Source organism: Gardnerella phocaeensis, from assembly GCF_048545075.1.
Taxonomy (GTDB): Bacteria; Actinomycetota; Actinomycetes; order Actinomycetales; family Bifidobacteriaceae; genus Bifidobacterium; species Bifidobacterium vaginale_J.
The window spans coordinates 115955-137910 of record NZ_JBKQXS010000003.1 but is presented as its reverse complement, the minus strand read 5'-3'; the positions used below and the strand labels follow the sequence as shown (position 1 = coordinate 137910).

Annotated in this window: 14 protein-coding genes; 10 read left to right on the top strand and 4 right to left on the bottom strand. The window is 39.2% G+C overall.

Annotated elements, in window-relative coordinates; all coding sequences use genetic code 11:
• Positions 1-480: 480 nt before the first annotated feature.
• Positions 481-1254, bottom strand: coding sequence for a response regulator (locus tag ACJV2T_RS04890; RefSeq protein WP_419399320.1), 774 nt, complete (start codon positions 1252-1254; stop codon positions 481-483).
• A gap of 9 nt (positions 1255-1263) precedes the next feature.
• Positions 1264-3804 carry a sensor histidine kinase gene (locus ACJV2T_RS04885; protein WP_419399319.1) on the bottom strand — a complete coding sequence of 847 codons (2541 nt, stop codon included), beginning with the start codon at positions 3802-3804 and terminating at the stop codon, positions 1264-1266.
• Between the two features lie 117 nt (positions 3805-3921).
• Between ACJV2T_RS04885 and ACJV2T_RS04880 the strand changes: the two genes are divergently transcribed.
• The 4 genes from ACJV2T_RS04880 (at position 3922) to ACJV2T_RS04865 (ending at position 8300) form a co-directional block, all read left to right on the top strand.
• The gene (locus ACJV2T_RS04880) at positions 3922-5304 is read left to right on the top strand and encodes an alpha/beta fold hydrolase (protein WP_419399318.1); all 1383 of its coding nucleotides are present in this window, start codon (positions 3922-3924) and stop codon (positions 5302-5304) included.
• A gap of 125 nt (positions 5305-5429) precedes the next feature.
• Entirely contained in the window at positions 5430-6233 is an 804-nt protein-coding gene (proC, locus tag ACJV2T_RS04875) for a pyrroline-5-carboxylate reductase (protein WP_415683854.1), read from the top strand.
• Between the two features lie 54 nt (positions 6234-6287).
• Entirely contained in the window at positions 6288-7376 is a 1089-nt protein-coding gene (gene ychF, locus ACJV2T_RS04870; RefSeq protein ID WP_415683855.1) for a redox-regulated ATPase YchF, read from the top strand.
• Between the two features lie 159 nt (positions 7377-7535).
• Positions 7536-8300, top strand: a complete 765-nt coding sequence (locus ACJV2T_RS04865) for a L,D-transpeptidase (protein WP_415689883.1) — start codon at positions 7536-7538, stop codon at positions 8298-8300.
• Positions 8301-8402: 102 nt separating this feature from the next.
• On the opposite strand, the gene ACJV2T_RS04860 is transcribed toward ACJV2T_RS04865, so the two are convergent.
• Complete coding sequence (locus tag ACJV2T_RS04860; RefSeq protein WP_419399317.1) at positions 8403-9464, bottom strand: YeiH family protein; 1062 nt, start codon at positions 9462-9464, stop codon at positions 8403-8405.
• Between the two features lie 220 nt (positions 9465-9684).
• On the opposite strand from ACJV2T_RS04860, the gene ACJV2T_RS04855 reads away from it, so the two are divergent.
• The 3 genes from ACJV2T_RS04855 (at position 9685) to ACJV2T_RS04845 (ending at position 15106) form a co-directional block, all read left to right on the top strand.
• Entirely contained in the window at positions 9685-10050 is a 366-nt protein-coding gene (locus ACJV2T_RS04855) for a DUF488 domain-containing protein (RefSeq protein WP_419399316.1), read from the top strand.
• Positions 10051-10395: 345 nt separating this feature from the next.
• On the top strand, positions 10396-11685 hold the full coding sequence (locus tag ACJV2T_RS04850; RefSeq protein ID WP_415683858.1) for a uracil-xanthine permease family protein: 1290 nt from the start codon (positions 10396-10398) through the stop codon (positions 11683-11685).
• Between the two features lie 139 nt (positions 11686-11824).
• Positions 11825-15106 (top strand): UPF0182 family membrane protein, encoded by a 3282-nt coding sequence (locus ACJV2T_RS04845; protein ID WP_419399315.1) that lies wholly within the window; start codon positions 11825-11827, stop codon positions 15104-15106.
• Between the two features lie 100 nt (positions 15107-15206).
• Here ACJV2T_RS04845 and ACJV2T_RS04840 read toward each other — a convergent pair whose 3' ends face one another.
• Positions 15207-15998: an ABC transporter permease gene (locus ACJV2T_RS04840; RefSeq protein ID WP_004111394.1), complete on the bottom strand. Its 792-nt coding sequence runs from the start codon at positions 15996-15998 to the stop codon at positions 15207-15209.
• Between the two features lie 308 nt (positions 15999-16306).
• Here ACJV2T_RS04840 and ACJV2T_RS04835 point away from each other — a divergent pair, with 308 nt between their 5' ends.
• The 3 genes from ACJV2T_RS04835 (at position 16307) to mfd (ending at position 21696) form a co-directional block, all read left to right on the top strand.
• Positions 16307-17359: an ABC transporter substrate-binding protein gene (locus ACJV2T_RS04835; RefSeq protein WP_415683860.1), complete on the top strand. Its 1053-nt coding sequence runs from the start codon at positions 16307-16309 to the stop codon at positions 17357-17359.
• Between the two features lie 139 nt (positions 17360-17498).
• Positions 17499-18098: an aminoacyl-tRNA hydrolase gene (pth, locus tag ACJV2T_RS04830; protein ID WP_004111397.1), complete on the top strand. Its 600-nt coding sequence runs from the start codon at positions 17499-17501 to the stop codon at positions 18096-18098.
• On the top strand, positions 18088-21696 hold the full coding sequence (mfd, locus tag ACJV2T_RS04825; RefSeq protein WP_419399314.1) for a transcription-repair coupling factor: 3609 nt from the start codon (positions 18088-18090) through the stop codon (positions 21694-21696). Before pth ends, mfd begins: the two co-directional genes overlap by 11 nt.
• Positions 21697-21956 lie beyond the last annotated feature (260 nt).

The window sequence follows — 21956 nt, the reverse complement described above, 5'->3', positions numbered from 1 at the left end:
CAATTCTTGCACATCATCATATTTTGCAGCCATCTTCACACTCCTTTTTCACATAAATTGGGGAACATTTGCTTAAATAAAATACCATTTTGTTCCCCAATAATCAAATAATGTAGGGAACTTTTTTATGATTTTTACACCGATTTGTTCCCCAAAATATAAGCAACTAGAGCACGCAACCAGTAGGCTTAAAGGTAGCAAAATCACATCTAGAATCTCGAGAAGTAAGCTTAAAGTCACCGCACGCTAAACCTTTTAACGATAACACTCGCTAACCCCTGCTACACAAAGCCTAAAATGCACTAGCCTAATTAGCCCTTACCTCAAGACAACACTTTCCACGTAATTAGTTGAAGGATAGAAGTCAAGCATGCAAAAGCTGTTGGACTTCTTGTATAACAAATATAAAACTTGGTATGAGAGAAAACTCTGACAATTCACGTCTCATTAGACAGAGAAATCTTGTAAAATAGCTGTATTTTACGGCTTAGCTAAGCCATTTTCATAAGCGAAAACTACAGCCTGCACGCGGTCTCGAGCGCCGATTTTTCCTAAAATATGCGCAACATGAGTTTTAACTGTTGGTAAGCTAATAAATAGTTTGTCAGCAATTTCCTGATTTGAAAGTCCGTGAGCAATTTCAACAAGAACTTCGCGTTCTCTATCAGTAAGTTCTGTAATAGCTGAATTTGTGTACGCGCAGCTTTGTGTTGCTTGCGCAGCCGGATTTGCTTGTACGTCGTAACTTACTTGTGCAGTGTAATTCGCAACACTGTTTTCTGTAGTATTTGTTGCTACTTTGCCTTGCTGAATCATATTTTCAATCAAACGCTTCGTGGCAGTCGGAGCAATAATTGCGTTTCCTTGATACACCGTTCGTATTGAATTAAGAAGAGTTTCAGGCTCAGTATCTTTCAAAAGGAATCCGGAAGCACCTGCATGAATTGCAGCCATAACATATTCATCAAGGTCGAAAGTTGTTAGAATAATAATTTTAGTATTTTCGTTAGTTTTTTGCTGCAGAATCTTGCGAGTTGCCTCCAAACCGTCCATTACAGGCATGCGAACGTCCATAAGAATAATGTCTGGATTCTGGCTTTTAGAAAGCTCTACAATTTGTGATCCGTTAGAAGCCTGAGATACAACGTGCATATCTTGTTGCGAATTAATTACCATAGCAAATCCTGCACGAACAAGCTCCTGATCGTCTGCTATTGCGACTCGAATTACTCCATTGTTTTCCATATTTTCCATAGTATCAACTTACTCTTGCTTATTTAATGCGCTGTGTTGAATTTGCTCATCAAGTGGGGCAGCAGGGCGAATAGCAATCTCAGTTACATTCGCAACATTATTTGCTGAATTAGCGCTTGAACCTGTTTCTCGCAAAACTCCAAGCAATTTTCGCATATATTTCAGTGCTGAGCGACCTTCATCTCCAATATTTTTGAAAGCTTTACTAATTTCTTCACTTTGTTCCTGTGATTGCTTTGGTTCTGATAACTTTCGATTTTCTGTATTGTTATTTGCTTTTTCGTATTTATTTAGCATATCAATTCCGTTATTTGCGGCATCGATTACTTTATGCAATGTAATAGCAACTTTTTGCTGAATATTTGAGCTAAGTCGTTGCCTTTCTGCGTTAGCTGCAAGTACTTCTAGCTGTTTTTGCTCTTGCTCTAATTCTGTTCTGCGCGCTTTTAGAATCAGCAAATTATTGTCATCGTTTCTGCGGGAATAAGCAAATGCAATGGCCGCAAAACAAATTAACGCAACTATAAAACCAAAAACTAATCCTACGGATGCCATTTGCATAATGACATAAAAATTAGTTGTGTCTATTTTAGATGTAAAGAATTGTATTGGAGTTGCATTTTGTGGAATATTTCTTGATGCAATGCCAATTTTTAATGAAAAAATAGCAGATTCGGCGAGCACTACTGCGCTAACCCATTGCCATGTGCGCTTTTTGCCGTATAGAACTGCAGAATAAATAATGCTTGGAATAAATAAGTTAGCAAACAAAATATTAGGTAAGAATATTAGCTGTATTGCAGAAAATATTGCGGCAACAATTGCGCATGTAGTTGGAGCTTTTCTACGGAACATGAATGGCACCATGGTTGTAAGAGTAAATACTTTATAAAGTATTTGTGATGGAAGCGAGTTGGAATATTGTGAAGACATTCCATTTCCAACAATAAAATCGTAGGTTGGCAGAAAGAGCATCATAACAACCCAAGGTGATGCATAAATAATGTCTCCAATAAGCCAATGTTGTTCAAACCATTGTGATACTTTCTCAATCTTATTTCGTGAAGCATTTGCTTCTGGCAAGACTTCTGGCAAAACTTTTGATGAGGTTGGAGCATTTGCATTTGCAAGTTTTGTTTGCTCTACTGATTGATTATTGATTTTTGCATTCTCATAAGTAACGTTAGGAATACTATTTAATAAAGAAGCAGTAGTGTTTGACTGGTCTGTGCTGTAAGAATATGGAATAAAAGCAACAATACTAAACGTTCCATCGTTTAGTTTTCCATAATCAAGTGTGCCATGAAGATTTTCAATGCGCTCTTTCATGCCAATTAAGCCATAGCCGTTTTTATGTTGTGCATTGCTATTTTGCGCTTTGCTATCTTCGATTTTGTGTATTTCATTTGTAATTTTTAGTATTAAACCCTGGTTGTTCCACTCTTCATGAATGTTTACTTTAACGCATTCGCCTGCATGCTTTCGAATATTAGTAAGTGCTTCTTGAATAATTCTATATGCTACAGTTTGCGCATTTTTGTTGAGTTTATTAGAAGAATTTATGCCATCAACAGTATGCCAAAAAATATTATTTGGTGAAGCAATTCGCGCTTGCTCAATAAGCGAAGGCACATGATTCAAATTTGTGTCGTTAGAAGGTGCATCAGTTAAAGCTTCTAGCAGTCGACGCATGTCGTGAACGGCGCGCTCGGCTTCATTTTTAATAATATGCATTGTTTTTTTAGCGAGCGAAATATCTTTGGTTGCTGCATAACGTCCGCCATCTGCTTGCACAATAATAATAGAAAGCGTGTGAGCAACAATATCGTGCATATCTCTAGCAATTCTTGCTCGTTCTGCAGTAACAGCAATGTGTTGAGCTTTTCGGCGGTACGCGCGAATAGCATTATTGTGTTCTTGCAAAAGTTGAATAGTATGCACGTGAGTGCGCTGCCAGTAGCCAATAATAACCGTAATAGTGGTAATAATAATCGCAAAAATTATGGAAGGAATCGCAAAATCAAGTATATTCGAAACGCAATTTTTTATGTTACTACTATTTATATTTCGTACACTGCAAGTATAACTAGATTTCGAATGATTATTGCCATATATTGGTCCCATTACAGCATTCCACGATATTAATGCGCAAGATAATACGGTTGTTACGTAAGATGCAATAACAAAAGCTTTTGAATGTTCTGGATTTCCTAGCGCAATAGCGTTAACAAGCAGTACGAAACCAAAGAAATCAGCAAAAAGTTGAATAGGACCAAAGATTACTTGCACAATGCAAATAACAATAAAAGTAATAGCCGCCTGTTCGGGCCATAGTTTTCGTACTGAAAGTAGTAGTGCGACAACAATATTTATAAGTATTACTGCAATTAAAGAGCTTTGTGTCAAAAAGCCATCAACGTTGCTTATAACATAGCGATTGATTGAAAGAATAAAAAGAATGAATGGAATAATAAACCATAATATGTCGTTTAATGTGAGCTCTTTTCGTAAGCGTTGAATAACACTTTGAAACATATTAGGTACTTTCATAATTACTAGGCTAGTGCATAGCACTTTATAGAACAATCGAACTTGAGTATGATTTATATAAGAGTGTGTAATTTGTAGTTGCAATGTAGCACGCGAGTACAGAAAGGCAGTATTAATATGGCATTACTTACAAGCTACTATGTTCCGGGATTGCATGTTGAAGAGCGTGCGATTGACGTGCCTCTTGATTGGGAAGGCAACACTCCGGGTGGTGCTATTAAAGGTGAAACAATTCGATTGTTTTGTAGAGTAGTTTGTGCTCCTGAGCATGTACATGATAATTTGCCTTTGTTGGTATTTTTGCAAGGAGGTCCTGGTGGGCAGTGTCCGCGACCACTTTCGCCTTCTAGTGATGGTTGGATTCAAGAAGCTATTAAACATTTTCGCGTAGTCTTGCCGGATCAGCGTGGTGTTGGGCGTTCTTCAAGAGTAGACGCTTCAACTATGAAGCGCATGGCAGATGACGGGGTAAGCGTTGAGCGACAAGCATGGTATTTAAAGCGTTTCTTGGCTGACTCTATTATTCGCGATTTTGAACATTTGCGACTCACTGAATTTGATGCAAAACCGTGGGTTTCGCTTGGTCAAAGCTATGGTGGCTTCTTGACTCTTACATACCTGTCACTATTCCCTCAAGGATTAATTGCAAGCTTTACAACAGGTGGTATTCCTCACGTTCCAGCAAATGCGCGTGAAGTCTATGAGCATACTTTTCCTCGTATGGCGCGCAAAACTGAGCAATTCTATGAGCGCTATCCGCAGGATGTCGCTCGTGCTGCAGCTATTGCAGATCGTATTGCGCAAGGTGATGTTGTGCTTCCGAATGGTGAAAAACTTACGGTTGAGCGATTCCAAATGTTGGGATCTTCCTTTGGTATGAAACCAAGTTTTGAGCGAGTGCACTGGCTTCTTGATTCTGCATTTGCAGATGGGGATGGTTCTTTGAAAGCATTTAAGCACGGCGGAGGAGCTTCTGCAGGTAGCTTAAGTGACGAATTTGTGTACGGTGTCATGGATTCTACAGCTTCTAGTCCACTTTATTGGCCACTGCAAGAATTTATTTATGCTGACGGCGAATTGGAACACCCAATTTTGTGGGCTGCTCAACAGGTTCGAGAAACTATGCCAGAGTTTTCTGGTTCTGCTCGTCCTCTTCTTTTCACTGGAGAAGCAATGTTCCCTTGGATGTATGATCAAGAGCTTGCTTTGCAACCATTCCTTCCAGCTGTTGACTGCTTGATGAAAGATAAGCAGTTTGGCAAAATTTACGATCAAGATCAACTTGCTAATAACGAAGTTCCATTGCAATCAGCAGTTTACTTTGACGACATGTACGTAGATTCTGGTCTTCAGCTTGACACTCTTTCTCGTATTGCCAACTCCCACTATTGGACGACGAACGAGTTTGAGCATGATGGTTTACATGGAGACATTGTTTTCCGTCATTTGTTTGATGAGGCGTTGAATCGTGGCGATTTAGAGGGAATTTATAAGAGATAAGCAGTATACAAAGGTAATATTTTAATATGCGCAATGATTATAGTGCACTCTTTGCTATGCTATACATCTGTTTGCTTAGTAATGAGTGCGCTACTGTTTTATCAATGCGCTAAAGGGGGTCATGTATGGGTACTTGTGTATCTGGAACTGTTGGTTTTATAGGTTATGGCAATATGGCACAAGCAATCGCTAAAGGTGCTCTTAATGCAGGCATATTGCAAGGTGAAAATATTGTTGCGTGCGCGCATAATTTTGAAAAACTCGAGCATAATACTTCGCTAATTGGCGCTCGCGCTATGCGTACTGCTCAAGAAGTGTGTGAAGCAAGTGATGTGATTATTATTGCTGTAAAGCCGTATCAGGTTGCTGAAGTGCTTAAGCCAGTTTGTGAAATTATTAATGAACGAGGTATTGCTGTTATTTCCGTTGCAGCCGGTTGGACGCTTGAGCGTTACATGGAACTGCTTGGAAAGAATGCTCATGTTCAGTGCATTATTCCGAATACTCCTATTGCGGTAGGCCAGGGTGTGACTTTAGCTGAAACTTCTAATTCTCTTACGGATGTTCAACTTTCAATGTTTAATGCTTTATTTGAGCCAATTTCTTTGGTAGAGCGTGTGGATGCTGAACATATGAATATTGCAATGTGTATTTCTAGCTGCGCTCCAGCTTTTACAGCAATGTATATTGAAGCATTGGGTGATGCTGGTGTGAAATATGGTTTGCAACGTGATTGTGCTTACCGCTTAGCTGCAAAAATGATTGAAGGAGTAGGTGCGTTATACATGGATTCGCGCTCGCATCCAGGTCAAATGAAAGATGCGGTGTGCTCTCCTGGAGGAACAACTATTCGTGGCGTTGCTGAGCTAGAATCTCGCGGATTTAGGGGAGATGTTATTGCTGCAGTTGATGCTATTGAAAATAAATAGTAAATAAAATCAAGTTGTGTCGGCTTTCCCGGCGCTGGTCTAAACTAGGTAAATATGTCTTTAACTATTGGAATTGTTGGATTGCCAAACGTTGGCAAGTCCACTATGTTTAATGCTTTAACTCGCAACAACGTTTTGGCGGAGAATTATCCGTTTGCAACTATTGAGCCTAATACTGGTATTGTTCCGCTTCCGGATCGTCGTCTTCCAGTTTTAGCTAAATTAGTTAATACTGAAAAGATTGTTCCAGCAACAGTTACTTTTGTTGATATTGCAGGTATTGTTAAGGGTGCTTCCGAGGGCGAAGGCTTGGGCAATAAGTTCCTTGCTAATATTCGCGAAGCAGACGCTATTTGCGAAGTTGTGCGCGCGTTTAATGACGACGATATTGTGCATGTTAACGGAAAAGTAGATCCTGCTGACGATATTGACACGATTAATACTGAGCTTATTCTTGCCGATATGCAAACTATTGATAATGCTTTGCCAAAGCTTGAAAAAGATTTGCGTGGTAAGAAAGTTACGCAGGAATACGTAGACGCTGTAAATAAAGCTAAGGAAATTCTTGAATCTGGCAAAACTATTGACCAGGCTCATAACGAAAAGCTTATTGATAAAAACGATGTGTATGATTTGCACTTGCTAACTGCTAAGCCGTTTATTTACGTGTTTAATGTAGATGATTCGGAGTTGGCTGATGAAGATTTGAAGTCTAAGCTTTCTGCATCTGTAGCTCCTGCAAAAGCAATCTTCTTGAATGCTCAATTTGAGTCCGAACTTACTGAGCTCGACGAAGCAGATGCTCGTGAGATGCTCGAAGATGCTGGTTTGAAGGAATCTGGTTTGGATCAGCTTGCTCGCGTAGGATTCGATATTTTAGGTCTTCAAACCTATTTAACTGCTGGTGTTAAAGAAGTTCACGCTTGGCAGATTCATAAAGGTTGGACTGCTCCTCAAGCTGCAGGCGTTATTCACACTGATTTTGAGCGCGGATTCATTAAAGCAGAAATCGTATCTTACGATGATTTCGTTGCGGCTGACGGTTCTATGGCAAAAATTAAGGAAGAAGGAAAGCTTCGTCTTGAAGGTCGCGACTACGTGATGCAAGACGGTGATATTGTCGAATTCAAATTTAATGTATGATTATTTTCATGTTCGTTCAAAAAAATCTATGATTTTTATGTTACGAGTGATTTTAATATCATAATAAATAAAAGATTTATTTTTTTTTTTAGCGTTGCTCTCCTCAGTTTGCTGTTAAACTAGGGGGAGCAACGTTTTTGCTTTTACAATGGAGATGTTATGCAATTTATTCGTAACTTTGTGAGCGATATACGCAAGTGTGTTCGCATTGTTGCAAGATTTTGCAAATGGTGGAAGCGTAGTTCTAATTTTGCTCGTTGCGTTGCGTCAGCTTTATTAGCTGCATTATTGATTCCGTTCTTCTGCTTTGTTGGTTTTGAAACTTCTAATGTTGTTTCTGCTTCTTTAAGGCATAGTGCTCAGTTAAAAAAAATTAATTTGAGTAAGCGCGAAAAAATTGATTGCAAAATAAGCAAACTGAATAGGAATGATAAATCTTTTATTAAAAAGTATTGCAAAAATTATCTAAAGAATAAGTCTTTAGTTAAACCTAATTTTTGGAAATATCCTACTGGTGGAGCCTATCCTAATCTTACGGGAATAAAGGTTTCGGATTTGCATGTGAATGTAAATTTGAAAAAACAGCGTGTTTATATTATTGCTCATGGAAAAACTGTGTATTCAATGGTTATGAGTTCTGGAATAAAAGACTCGACTCCTCATGGTAATTATCAAATTAATGGTCGTGGTGATCATTTCTTTAATCAAGATGAAAAAGTTGGAGCAGATTATTGGGTTGCTTTTATTGGATCGCAATATTTATTCCATTCTGTGCCGACGAATTATAATTTTGGAGAATATATTCCGTCAGAAGGCATGAAGCTTGGAAAGCCTGCATCGCATGGTTGCGTGCGTTTAAGCGTTGCGGATGCCAAATGGTTTTATAAAAATATTCCTGATGGAACGGCTGTGCATATTGGATAGATTTTTCAAGAATACACGAAAATAAATTATCGAGAATATAAAATGAGGATCTTCAAACGAAGACCCTCATTTGTTAAGCAAAACTATTTTGCAATGTTTTATTTAGAAGAACAGTACTGCAGCTGCATAAGCCAAAGCAACTAAAACAATAGAAGCCAGGAAGCTTGCTGCAAATGCTGCACGGCCTTGCTTAAAAATAGCACGGAAGTTTACGTTAATTCCAAGTGCAGCCATAGCCATGCCAAGGAAAACGTATCCTGCTTCTACAAGAGTTGATGCGTGTGCTGTTACGAAAGGAACGTAAGTTCCAATAACGGATGCTGCAATAAAGCCAAGCATAAACCATGGGAAGCTAATCTTATGCTTTCCACCATTTTCAACTTTGCTATGACGAGCATTCCACCAAATTGCAATAAAGATGGAAGCTGGAACGAGCATAAGAACTCGCGAAAGCTTCATGATTGTTGCGACATCAATACTATCGAATGCTCCGCCAGCTGCAACAGCATGTGCGATTTCGTGAAGTGATGCACCTGCTGTAATGCCAAGCTGCTGCTTTGTCATGCCAAAGTTAGGAAGGATGAAGATTTCAGCAAGAGCGTAAATAGTGCCCATAATTGCAACTGTTGCAACAGCCATAACTTCGTTCTGCTCTTTTTCGTCTTCCTCTTCTGGAAGAACTGGCATTGAGCCAGAAAGACCCATAACTGCAGCAGCGCCACAAATACTTGTGCCTCCTGCTGTAAGCATTGCAAGCTGAGGATTTACTTTCAAGAGTTTAGCAATGTTATAAGTTACGCAAACCATTATTGCAACTAACACAGCTGCAATAGGCAAGCATTTAATGCCCTTTGTAAACAGATCGTGCAAATTCAGCTTAAAGCCGAGGAGAATAATACCGAGGCGAAGAAGTTTGTTTGCAATCAAACCAGCAGCGCTTTTAACGCCTGCTCGCCTTGAATCATTATTCATTTTGTACACGTGCAATGGCAGCTGCAGAGCCATGCCAACAAGCAACGCAATAATAAGAGCACCAAGTAATTGGAAACCTGGGTACTTCTTAAGCCAGCTACCAATAAAGGAAGCTAGAAGTGTCAATACAGCGATAAGAGCCATATCGATGGTGCAGATTTTCTTTTTCCATGTATCAAAGAAATTAACCATTTAGCCAAGTATTCTCCCATAATCGGACAAAAACGAACATAAATTAAAAAATTAAGCAAATTTTATATAATTTTGCTGCAAATAAACGCGACACGCCGACATAAAAATCACATAATCGAACATAATAACTCAATTTATATCGCAGATATATTTGTTAGTAGATAATTCCTTGAAAAAATAAACAAAGGTGCGATTATGGTAAACGTATAAAGGAGATTTTATGAACAAGTGCACTGTGAAGATTAAGCGTGTGTATGAAACAGTTAGTGAAGATGATGGTGTGAGAGTCTTGATTGATAGACTTTGGCCGCGTGGTATAAGCAAAGAATATGCTCATATTGATAAATGGCTTAAAGATATTGCTCCTACTTCGCAGTTGCGCAAGTGGTTTAATCATGACCCGGAGCATTTTGAAGAATTTTCACATCGTTATGTTGAAGAACTTGATTCAAATCATGAAGCTGTTGGTGTGATTATGGATTTGTTTAATAAGTATCAAACTATAACTTTGTTGTATGCTGCAAAAAATCCAAAAGTAAATCACGCATTAGTTTTGCAAGAATATTTGCAAAAATTACTTGCTTGAGTATGTGTTTACTAATTTTGCGATTGTTTAACTTTGCTTAACTTTAATTATTTTATAAACATAAGTTAGTAGAAACTAACTTTAGTTGGTGCTCATTGCAATCTTTTCAACACGCCGATTTTGCTTGATATTTCAACAAAAATAAAAAACAAAACTGTAATTTTTTTCTTATTCTCGACACTTGCGTTTTGTAACATTAGAATGTCCATTTGGCATATGGGTCGGTGGTGCAATGGAGGCCTCCCAGAAGCTGCCATCCCAGCGCTCGACGAGTGCTTGTTTTTTTTTTAAGCGATCACTTGTTTACCAAACATTTTGCATAGCTTGTTTTTACAAGGAGAAGAAATGAATTCGTTATTCACGTGGCAGCTTCACGGCGATGGTAAAACATTAAAACCGGGTGAGGTTGTGGAGCCAGATGAGCGTTTGACTTGGACTCGTACTGCTGGTATTGGTGCTCAGCATGTTATTGCAATGTTCGGTGCTACCTTCTTGGTGCCTATTCTTACTGGCTTTGATCCATCAACAACATTGATGTTCACTGCTATTTCTACAGCACTGTTCTTACTTATTAACGCAAATAAGCTTCCTAGTTACCTGGGAAGCTCTTTTGGTCTTATAGCACCTGTTACAGCTGTAACAACAGCTCATAAAGGTATTGCTGTTGCAAGCTTTGGCATTATGTGCACAGGTTTGCTTCTTGCTCTTATCGGTGTGATTGTGCATTTTGCAGGAGCTAAGTGGATTGACATTATTATGCCGCCTGTTGTAAACGGTGCAATCGTTGCAATTATCGGTTTTAATTTAGGTCCTGCAGTTTGGACTAACTTCCAGAAAGCTCCAGATACTGCACTTGTAACACTAGTTGCTGTAATGCTTATTGCTGTAGTTTTCCGAGGACTTCTTGGTCGTTTGAATATTCTTTTAGGTGTTCTTGTTGGTTATGCTTACGCGTGCTTCCAAGGTCAAGTTGATTTTAAAAAGATTGAAGAAGCTTCTTGGATTGGTTTCCCTAAATTCCACACTCCACAAGTTGATTTCTCTGTTCTACTTATGTTCTTGCCGGTAGTGCTTGTTCTTATTGCAGAAAATGTTGGTCACGTAAAGTCTGTAGCTCAAATGACCGGTCGCGACTATGACTCTAAGATTGGAACTGCATTATTCGCAGACGGTTTTGGTACAGCTATTGCTGGTTTATTCGGAGGTTGCGGTACTACTACTTACGGTGAAAATATTGGCGTTATGGCTGCAACAAAGGTTTATTCTACTGCAGCTTATTGGTGTGCTGCATTCTTCGCATTCATCTTGAGCCTCTGCCCAAAGTTCGGTGCTGTTGTAAACTCAATTCCAGCTGGCGTTCTCGGTGGCGTGACTACTTTGCTTTACGGCATGATCGGCATGATTGGCATAAGAATTTGGGTTGAAAACAAAGTGAACTTCGATAAGCCAGTGAATATTATGATTGCTGCAATCGTTATGATTATTGGCATTGCTAATTTCAATTTTGCACTTTCTGGCATTCAGTTCAACGGTATTGCAATCGGAACCGTCGTGGTGTTGGTTGTATACCACTTATTGAAGGCTATTGGAAAGCTTACTGGCACGATTGCTAAAGACGATCCAGATATTGCTTAACAATACAGTTTGATTTCCTAATCGCAAAATCTTATTTCTCTAAGCGCGTTCGCATTAACTTTGCGGGCGCGCTTTTTGTAATTAGTTCTGACTACACAATATGTAGATTGGAAATAATTAGTATAGTATCATTAACCTTATGTTGAAACTCATCATAGAAATAGTTATTGGCATTATATGGGCTGCTGCTGGTGCATATATGGCTAAGAATAATAAAAATAGAAAGAGCGGCAAGAATAGCAAAAGTAGCAAAAGTGCTACAAGCGATAAAAATAACGAAAATGTGCAAGCTTATATTCTTAATGATGATGAGAAAGATAACAACAATAAACTTAAGAATGAAAGAAATTCTTTTATGAAAATTGATTTAAATTTTGCAAAATTTACTAATACTGCAAAAAAGTGGCGGTGGATTCCTGCGATAGTATTGTTAATAGTTGTGCTTGCTATAGCTGCAATATTTGCTCTCGCAAGGTTCATAACTGATTGCATGTGGTATTCACAGCTTGGATTCGAGAGCGTAATTTGGATTCAGTTAGGCGCAAAAATCGGCGTTTGGGTGCTTTATGCAATATTAATGTCTGCTTTTGGCTACCTGTCTGCAGCTTTGGCAATAAAAGCGCGTCCAAGCAATGCGGATGGAACTTATATTCGAATTAAAGGCAACGTTATTGATTTAAAGCAGGGAATTAGTTCAAAGCTTGCTTTGCATGTTGCAGGAATTTTTTCATTGATTGTAGGCGCAGTATTTGGGTTTAAATTCTACAATCATTGGGCGCAAATTTTGTTAATGTTTAACGCTCAACCTTTTGGCATTAAAGATCCGCAATTTGGAATTGACAATGGATTCTACGTATTTGTGCTTCCAGGATTAAGGTTATTTATAAGCGCATTTGTGCTTTTATTGGTAATATCTCTTGTTTTCTCTATTATTACTCATGTTCTTATGGGAGCAATTCGTTTTAGTATGCCTATCGATGGTAAAGGCATATTAAGTATTACAAAACGAGCACGTAGACAAATTTCTGTATGGTTTATGCTTGTGATTTTGGTGTGGGCACTTCAACAGATTTTAGACATGTTCGCTTTAGTAACTCTTGATGGCTCTCGAATTACAGGCGGCTCATACACTGACATGAATGCTGGCGTTCCTGGAAGCATAGCAATGGCAGTGATAACAGTGCTAGTTGGTTCTATTATTGCATTTTGGTTTATGAAATCTCATGCTTTATCTGTAGAAGCACCAATTTCAGTGCGTTTTAAAACAGCAATTAAGGCATGGAAAACACCAATTATTGCTTTAGCTTTTATGATTGTTTGCTCAATGGTTATATCTTTAGCTTGGCCAGCACTTGTGCAGCGATTTAAAGTTGCTCCTAATGCTCAGGAATTGGAAGCTACTTATATTCAGCGTAATATCGATGCAACAAAGTTTGCTTACGGACTAAATAACGTAAAGAAAGAATCGTATAACGCTACTTCTAAAGGTAAATCGGGAGCATTATCAAAAGAAGCAGAGTCAACTGCGCAAATTCGTTTGTTAGATCCACAAGTTACGTCTCCAACTTTCCGTCAATTGCAGCAATCGAAGCAATACTACACTTTCGCAGATACGCTTTCAGTTGATAAATACGATATTGATGGAGTAAGTCAAGATACAGTTATTGCTGCGCGTGAACTCGATTTAGCTGGAAACGATAACCGAAACTGGGTTAATGATCATACTGTTTATACGCATGGCTACGGAATTGTTGCAGCCTACGGAAATAAAGTGACGTCAGATGGTCAGCCGCAATTCATGGAATATGGTATTCCTGCTCAAGGAAAGCTTACTAAGTCACAAAAGTATGAACCACGTATTTACTTCTCTCCGAATGCTCCTGAGTATTCTATAGTTGGATCTCCAAAAGGGACAGCTCCATGGGAATTTGATTATCCGACTGGTTCTCAAGGTGCGTTAACTACTTTTAAGGGCAATGGCGGTCCAAGTTTAGGCAATTTCTTCTCTAAACTTTTGCATGCAATTAGGTTTGGGTCTGATCAGATTCTTTTCTCTGACCGTGTGACTGCTGAATCTCAAATTTTGTATGATCGTGATCCTAAGACGCGAGTGTCTAAAGTTGCTCCTTACTTAACTTTGGATGGTCGAGTTTATCCTGCAGTAGTAGATGGTCGCGTTAAGTGGATTGTTGATGGCTATACTACTTCTGATTCTTACCCTTATTCTCAGATGACTGATTTTGGTAAGATAACTCAAGATTCCACAACAACAACTTCGCATTCTATTAAGGGTTTGACAAATCAGCGCGCAAACTACATTCGCAATTCTGTGAAAGCTACAGTTGATGCTTATGACGGATCTGTTGATTTGTATGTGTGGGATACGAAAGACCCTGTAATCAAGGCTTGGAGATCAATTTTCCCAGGTCACTATCATGACATTTCTAAGATTTCTGGCGATTTGATGAAGCATTTGCGTTACCCAGAAAGCTTGTTTAAAGTTCAACGCTATCTGCTTGCAAAGTATCATGTGGATACAGCAAGCCAATTCTTCTCTGGAGAAGATTTTTGGCAAACTCCTGTGGATCCTACTGAATCTCAAAAAGCACAAAAAGAAGATATTTTGCAACCGCCATATTATTTGACTTTGCAAACTGGAGACGCAAAGAAACCGGTGTTTTCGCTTGTTTCTACTTATATTCCAGCTGGTAAAAGCACGCGTGAAATATTAACTGGTTTCTTGTCTGTTGATTCAGATGCGGGGGATACTCCTGGAAAGATCGGTCCGAATTACGGTAAGCTTCGTTTGCAAGAATTGCCTAAAGTGTCTAATGTTCCGGGACCTGGTCAAGCTCAAAATAATTTCAACGCTAATGCGAATGTTTCTAAAGAGTTGAATTTGCTTGAATCTGGTTCAACGAAAGTTAAGCGTGGAAACTTGCTAACTTTGCCTCTTGGTGGAGGACTGGTTTATATAGAGCCTGTTTATGTACAATCTAGCGGTTCTACTAGCTATCCTTTGCTTAAGAAAGTGTTAGTTGCTTTTGGAGATCAAGTTGGATTTGCAGATACGTTAGATGAAGCACTTAATCAAGTATTTGGCGGAAACTCAGGTGCTTTGGCTGGAGATGCTTCTAATAATTCTTCTTCAAACAATGCTGCTGAAAGTAACGAATCTAAGGATGCTGCTTCTAAAGAAGGTAGCTCTAAAGAAGGCACCGCTAAGGAAAATGAGTCTAAGAATTCAGAAAAATCTAATTCTATGAGCAAAAAAGCTAAAGAAGCGCTTAAACGTGCAGCTCAAGCGTTAAAAGATTCTGATTCTGCTATGCGATCCGGAAACTGGGAAGCTTACGGAAAGGCGCAAAAAGAGCTGAGTGATGCTATTAATGAAGCAATGAAAGAAGAATCAGGTAAGTAAATAGGTTTTCGTTAATATCTCAGTTTGTGAGTTACAAAAGTAGCGAATGTTACGTTATTTTCGTTACTTTTGTAGCTCACATGCGCTGTTTTAATTCATTTCACAATTGGTTATCTGGATCCTCATCTTCGTCTGCTGAGCCAAGCAGAATTCTTTCACAAACGTTAACAATGCACATAAGAAGCGCAGTAAGAATTATTATTACTATTGTTGCAGAAAAAATAAGTGGTGTTCTAAATGAGTTATAAGCGAATTGAAGCCAAATTCCTAGCCCATCTTTGGCTCCCAAATATTCTGCAGTTGAAGCAGTTCCAAAAACATAAGCTGCACTAATGCGTATGCCACCAAAAATTTGGCGAGCTGCAACCCTTAATTTAACATGCCACAAAGTCCAAGTTCTGCTTGCTCCACAAGTTAAAGCAACATCTGTATAAAAACTTGGAACAGCGTCAAGACCTCGTATAGTTTGCACAGCAATAGGGAACATGCTGAAAACCATTACTATTACAATTTTTCCAGATATTTCAAAACCAAACCAAATCAAAAAAATTGGCGCAATAGAAATTAGTGGCATAGTTTGCGCTGCGCATAAAAGCGGGAATAAAGCAGATTTAACAAGTTTACAAACATGGAAAATAACACCTAAAAGAATTCCAACTACTATTGCAATAGAAAAACCGATAACTGTTTCTTGTGTTGTAATTAATGCTGCAGGTAATAGAGTTGGCAAAGCGTCAGCTGTTGATTGAGCAATTGAAGATGGTGTTGGAATCAAATTTTCCGAAATTTTATAATATTCGCATGCGTACTGCCAAAAAACAAGTAAAACTATTACAGAAAATACAGTTGGCAGATATTTAATTAGCATACGTTTAAAACGCGATTGCGTCATGAAAACTCGATTCCTTTCTTTAAATGACTTCGATTGCTGCCCCAACCGAATTATTTAAAACTACAAATAGCATGTACATTCTATTAGAAGCGCACAACTTCTGTGAATTTAATAGTGTACATGATTTTTATTTGTCTATTTAATCGTGCATAATCTAAATGTTTCGTGAGTCAATGTGTGGCAAACTGTAGCAGATTGAATCTGCTCAGGGGCATTGAACGGCGCGGGCTAGGCCCTTTGTTACCGTTTTCTGCCGAGTTCGTGTCACTTTCCCAGAAGAACGGTACAAGAAACAAAGTAGGGAACTCATGAATATGCGTATTTTAAAGCGTACTCTTGCGTTTGTTCTTTCTGCATGCTGCGTATTTTCTTTCTCGGCATGTGGATCTGCAAGTAGTAGTAAGAATGCAAATCTTCGTAAAGTGTCGTTTATGCTATTTTGGGCACCGGATACTAATCATATTGGTATTTATGTTGCTAAGCATAAAGGATGGTTTAAAGATGCTGGATTAGATGTCAATATACTTGCTGTTGCTCAGACTGGTTCGGAACACGCAGTTGATAGTGGTGTTGCTGATTTTGCTCTTAGTACTTTGACGAATGCTGCTGATTTTTCAACAAAGGGAGCAAATCTTGAGCAAGTTATGCAAGTCCAGCAAAAGCCAAGTGCTATTTGGTGTTCACTTGCTTCGAACAATAAGATTCATTCTCCAAAAGATTTTGATGGTCGTACTTTTGCAACTTTTGGTTCAGCTGAAGGTGATGCTGTAATTCGTAGGATGATTCAACACGATGGCGGTCAAGGTAAGTTCGACAAAGTTACCGTTGGAACTTCAACTTTTAGAACTCTTGAATCTGGCAAAGCTGATTTTGGCGGCTTCTACGGCACTTGGGAAGGCGTGCAGTCTGAAATGTTTGGACCAAAGCTTCGCTGCTTCATGGAGGGCGACTACGGTGTGCCAGGTCAGCCAGATACTATTGGAATAATAGCAAATAAGCGTACTGTAGCTAAAGACCCTAAGCTTGTTCGAGCATTTGTTAAAGCTGCAAAGCGCGGATATGAATATGCTTATGAACATCCTGATGAGGCTTCTGAAATTCTTGTGAAAGAAGCAAAAGATGCTAATCTCGACATAAAGTTTGTTAAGCGTAGCATGAAGATGATTGTTGACGGTCAATATTGGGGCAATCGCGCGGATATTAAGAGCGGAAAATTTGTGTTCGGAACCACTGATGTTAAAGGCGCTCAAGCTTACTTTAACTTCTTAAGTAAGGAAGGTGCTTACACTGATTCTAAAGGCAAAGTAACTCATAAAACTCCGCAAGCAAAAGAATTGTCTACTGACGAATTTTTGAAATAAATAACATAATGACTTGAGTCTTGATAGAATAGGCTGAAGTATATAAGGGCGTATCGAGTAGTTGTAATTTTACGTTCAGCTACAATCGATGCGCCCGTTTTGTTGTTTTGCTAAATATTTGAATGGGGAGTGGTCTGCCATGGCATCGGATTTTTGGCTTATTGCTGGCTTGGGAAATCCTGGTACAAAATATGAGGGTACTAGACACAACATGGGTTTTATGGTTGCAGACGTTTTGGCACAACGTTGGTCAGTATCTCTTTCGGATCACAAAGGTTTAGCTAAACTTGGCAAAGGTGTTATGAATCTTGATGGTCGCGTAGCAAAGTTTTTCCTTGCTAAACCGTTGACTTTTATGAATGATTCTGGTGCTGCAGTATCTTCTATAAGCTCCTATTATCAAATAGAACCGGATCATATTGTGATAATTCACGATGATATGGATTTAGATTTTGGGCGCATTAAAGTAAAAGCAGGAGGCTCTGCTGGAGGACATAACGGTATTCGTTCTATCGATCGCTCTCTTGGTACTCCTCAATATTCTCGAGTGAGAATGGGTGTTGGTCATGCGCAGCGTGGTGCTCACGCGCACGATAATACTGTCAATTGGGTTCTTGGAGGTTTTGCTGCAGCTCAAAAATCTGATCTTCCAAACTTTTTAGCAGATGGTGCTGATGCTGCAGAAAGTATTATTTTCCATGGATTAGCAGCAACGCAGGAGAAGTTTAATGGCCGCTGATAGCAGGTCTAATATCAAAAACAACAAGAATGATAAGACTGATGATATTTCAGTAATAAGCTTGAGAGATATTCTTAATGATTTATCAACTAAGGATTCACTTTTTAAAGCTTTATCTGAATATAATCTTGATGCGATATCTGATTATTGTTGCGAAAGTGCAAATAAAAATCGTAAAGATTTAGATTCAATAAGTGGAGATTTAACAATTTCTTCTCCTATTGGCATTCGTTCTGCTATTGTTGCTGCATTAGCTAAGAAAAAGCCGGTTGTTGTTATTGTTCCATCGAGTAGAGATGCTGAAGATTTTATTGCATCTGTACGTGATTGGTACGATGGTGATGCTCAAGACGTTGCTAAATTAGAAGCGTGGGAAACGTTACCTCATGAAAGGCTTTCGCCTAGAGCAGATACTGTTGCTAGCAGGATTGCAGTGTTTCGTAGGCTTTGTCATCCTGAAAATAACACATCACTTTTTGGTCCGATTCGCGTGTTGGTTATGCCTGTGCGATCGCTTATTCAGCCTGTAGTTGAAGGCATTGGTGATATAGATCCTCTGTTATTTGAGTGCGGAAAAGAATTAACTCTTGAATATGCTGTGAAACGTTTGGTAGAAAACGCATATACTCGTGTTGATTTGGTGATGGAACGCGGAGAGTTTGCTGTTCGCGGTGGAATTATTGACGTTTTTGCGCCAACGATGACACATCCTGTGAGAATTGAATTTTTTGGCGATGAAATTGATACTATAAAGCAATTTCATGCTTCTGATCAGCGCACTTATGGCAATAATATTGCAAGTATTTGGGCTACGCCTTGTCGTGAGCTTCAGATTACAGAAAAAATTTGCAAGCGCGCGCGTTCTCTTATTGGCACAATTCCAAATGCTGACGATATGCTTGAATCAATCGCAAATTCTATACCAGTAGAAGGTATGGAGTCTTTGTTGCCGGCACTAGTGGATCGCATGGAATCAGTGCAAAATATGCTTCCAAAGGAATCTGTTATTATTCTATCTGATCCCGAAAAATGCCGTAGGGCTGCAGATGACGTAACTGCTACAGCTAACGAATTCTTAGCAGCTAGTTGGCATGTTGCTGCTTCTGGTCACGGTTCTGGAGCTCCAATAACATTCGATCAAGCTAATTTCTTGGATTTTGATGAAACGATTTCATCGTTAGAATTGTCTAATTATGACGTATGGAAATTAACATCTTTTGGTCTTGACAATCAAATTTATGGAAATATTGCTTTGCCAGCATCGGCGCCACAAGAGTTTCGAGGAGATGAATCGAAAGTTTCTGTCGGCATCACTTCTCTTGTTGACAATGGTTTTGCTGTAACTATTACTGCAGCGGCTTCTGGTACTCTTGCACGCTTGAGGCGCGCTATATATGCGACTGGTGTACATGAATTTACTACAGTGCGCTCAAGTATTTCGGATGGCTTCATTGATAATGTTGCGCGTATCGCGATTCTTACAGAGCGTGATCTGACAGGTAAATCTTCTGCATCAGCTCAACTAAAAACTCCAAAACGCAGGCGCAAAGCAATCGACCTAATGGAACTAAAACCTGGTGATTTCGTTGTGCACGAGCAGCATGGTATTGGACGTTTTGTTGGCATGAAACAACGTAATATTGCTGTTTCGGGTGGTAGTGCAACTCGCGAATATTTAGTAATTGAATATGCCCCTAGCAAACGTAACGCTCCTAACGATAAGCTTTTTATTCCAACAGATCAGCTTGATTTAGTGAGTAAATATATAGGTGCAGAAATACCAAAGCTCAACAAGCTCGGAGGTTCTGACTGGGCTCAAACTAAAGCAAAAGCTAAAAAGCATGTTCATGAAATTGCTGAAAATCTTATTAAACTTTATTCAGCAAGGCAGCAATCTCGCGGATTTGCATTTAGTAAAGATACTCCTTGGCAAAAAGAGTTGGAAGACGCATTTCCTTATCAAGAAACCGCTGATCAGCTTACAACTATTGACGAAGTAAAATCAGATATGGAAAAGCCAATACCAATGGATCGCTTAATTTGTGGAGATGTTGGTTTTGGTAAAACTGAAATTGCGCTACGTGCAGCTTTCAAAGCTGTGCAAGATTCTAAGCAAGTTGTTGTTTTAGTCCCAACGACTTTGCTTGTTCAACAGCATTACGAGACTTTTACAAATCGCTTTGAAGGATTCCCTGTAAAAGTTGCTGCAATGAGTAGATTCCAAACTTCTAAAGAGATTGAAGAAACTTTAGCTGGATTGCAAGATGGAAGCATTGACGTTGTTATTGGAACGCATAAGCTTTTGAATCCTAGTATAAAGTTCAAAGATTTAGGTTTGGTTATTATTGACGAAGAGCAGCGTTTTGGTGTGGAACATAAGGAAACGCTTAAAGCTTTGCGCACAAACGTTGACGTATTAAGTCTTTCAGCAACGCCAATTCCTAGAACTCTTGAAATGGCTGTAACTGGTATTCGTGAAATGTCTACTCTTGCAACTCCTCCAGAAGATAGGCTTCCAGTGCTTACATACGTTGGTGCGTATGATAATTCTCAAGTTGCTGCATGCATTAAGCGTGAATTGTTGCGTGGGGGTCAGGTTTTTTACGTCCATAATCGCGTTGAAGATATTAGTTCTGTTGCAAGTAAGATTCAGGAGCTTGTGCCAGATGTCCGTGTTGCTATCGCTCATGGAAAAATGGGGGAGAAGCAGCTCGATGCTGTTATTCGTGATTTTTGGCATAGAGATATTGATGTGCTTGTTTGTACGACGATTATTGAAACAGGTCTTGATATTTCTAATGCGAATACACTTATTGTCGATCACGCAGATAGATTCGGTTTAAGCCAGTTGCATCAGCTTCGTGGTCGAGTGGGTAGAGGTCATGAGCGTGCCTACGCTTACTTTTTGTATGATCCGTCTAAGCCTATGACACAACAATCTCACGATAGACTCTCAACAATTGCTCAGCATACTGCACTTGGTTCTGGTTTTGATGTTGCGATGAAAGATTTGGAATTGCGCGGAACTGGAAATTTGCTTGGAGATGAGCAAAGTGGTCACATTGAGGGTGTTGGATTTGATTTGTATGTTCGTATGGTTTCTGAAGCTGTTGAAAAATATAAGGAACCTGAAAGAGTTGAGCCTGTTTGTGTAACTATTGATCTTCCTGTTGAAGCTTCTCTTCCAGTTGATTATATTGCTTCTGACAAGCTTCGTTTGGAGGCGTACAGGAAGCTTGCTGCTGCTAAGGATAATAGTGATTTGCAAGAACTTCACGATGAGCTTCTTGATCGCTTTGGTAATCCGCCTGAAGAGTTTGAGTCTTTGTGTGAGGTTGCTCGTTTGCGTTTTAAAGCACGCGAGATTGGTATTACGCAAATCAGCTCTCAAGGAAAATCAGTGCGAGTTGTTGGAGTCGATCCAAAAGAGTCTGTGATGATGCGTTTGAAGCGTATTTATAGAGGCTTACAGTATCGTCCTCTTACTCATATGCTTATTGTTCCAGCTCCTTTTGAATCTTCACTCGGATCTGGTTCAATGAGTGAGCATGAGATACTTTCCTGGGTGCGTCAGCTTCTTGATGACGTCGCTTGGTGAATTAGTTCAAAAAATTGTGCATGTCACTTTTATGGAATGAATATCAAAGTTGCCTTGTTACGCTAAAAATATTTTGCTCAAAATGTTCTTGTGCTTTTATATTATTTTCACTCGGTGTGAGATAAAACAGAATAATGTTTGCAGGATAAACTTTGATTCCATTACGTAAAACATCGATAATACCGCGTTTAGCTAGCTCTGACTGTAGGCGGTTCAGGAACGAACGTCTTTTTTGTTCGGATTGTCCTATGCCTAACAAA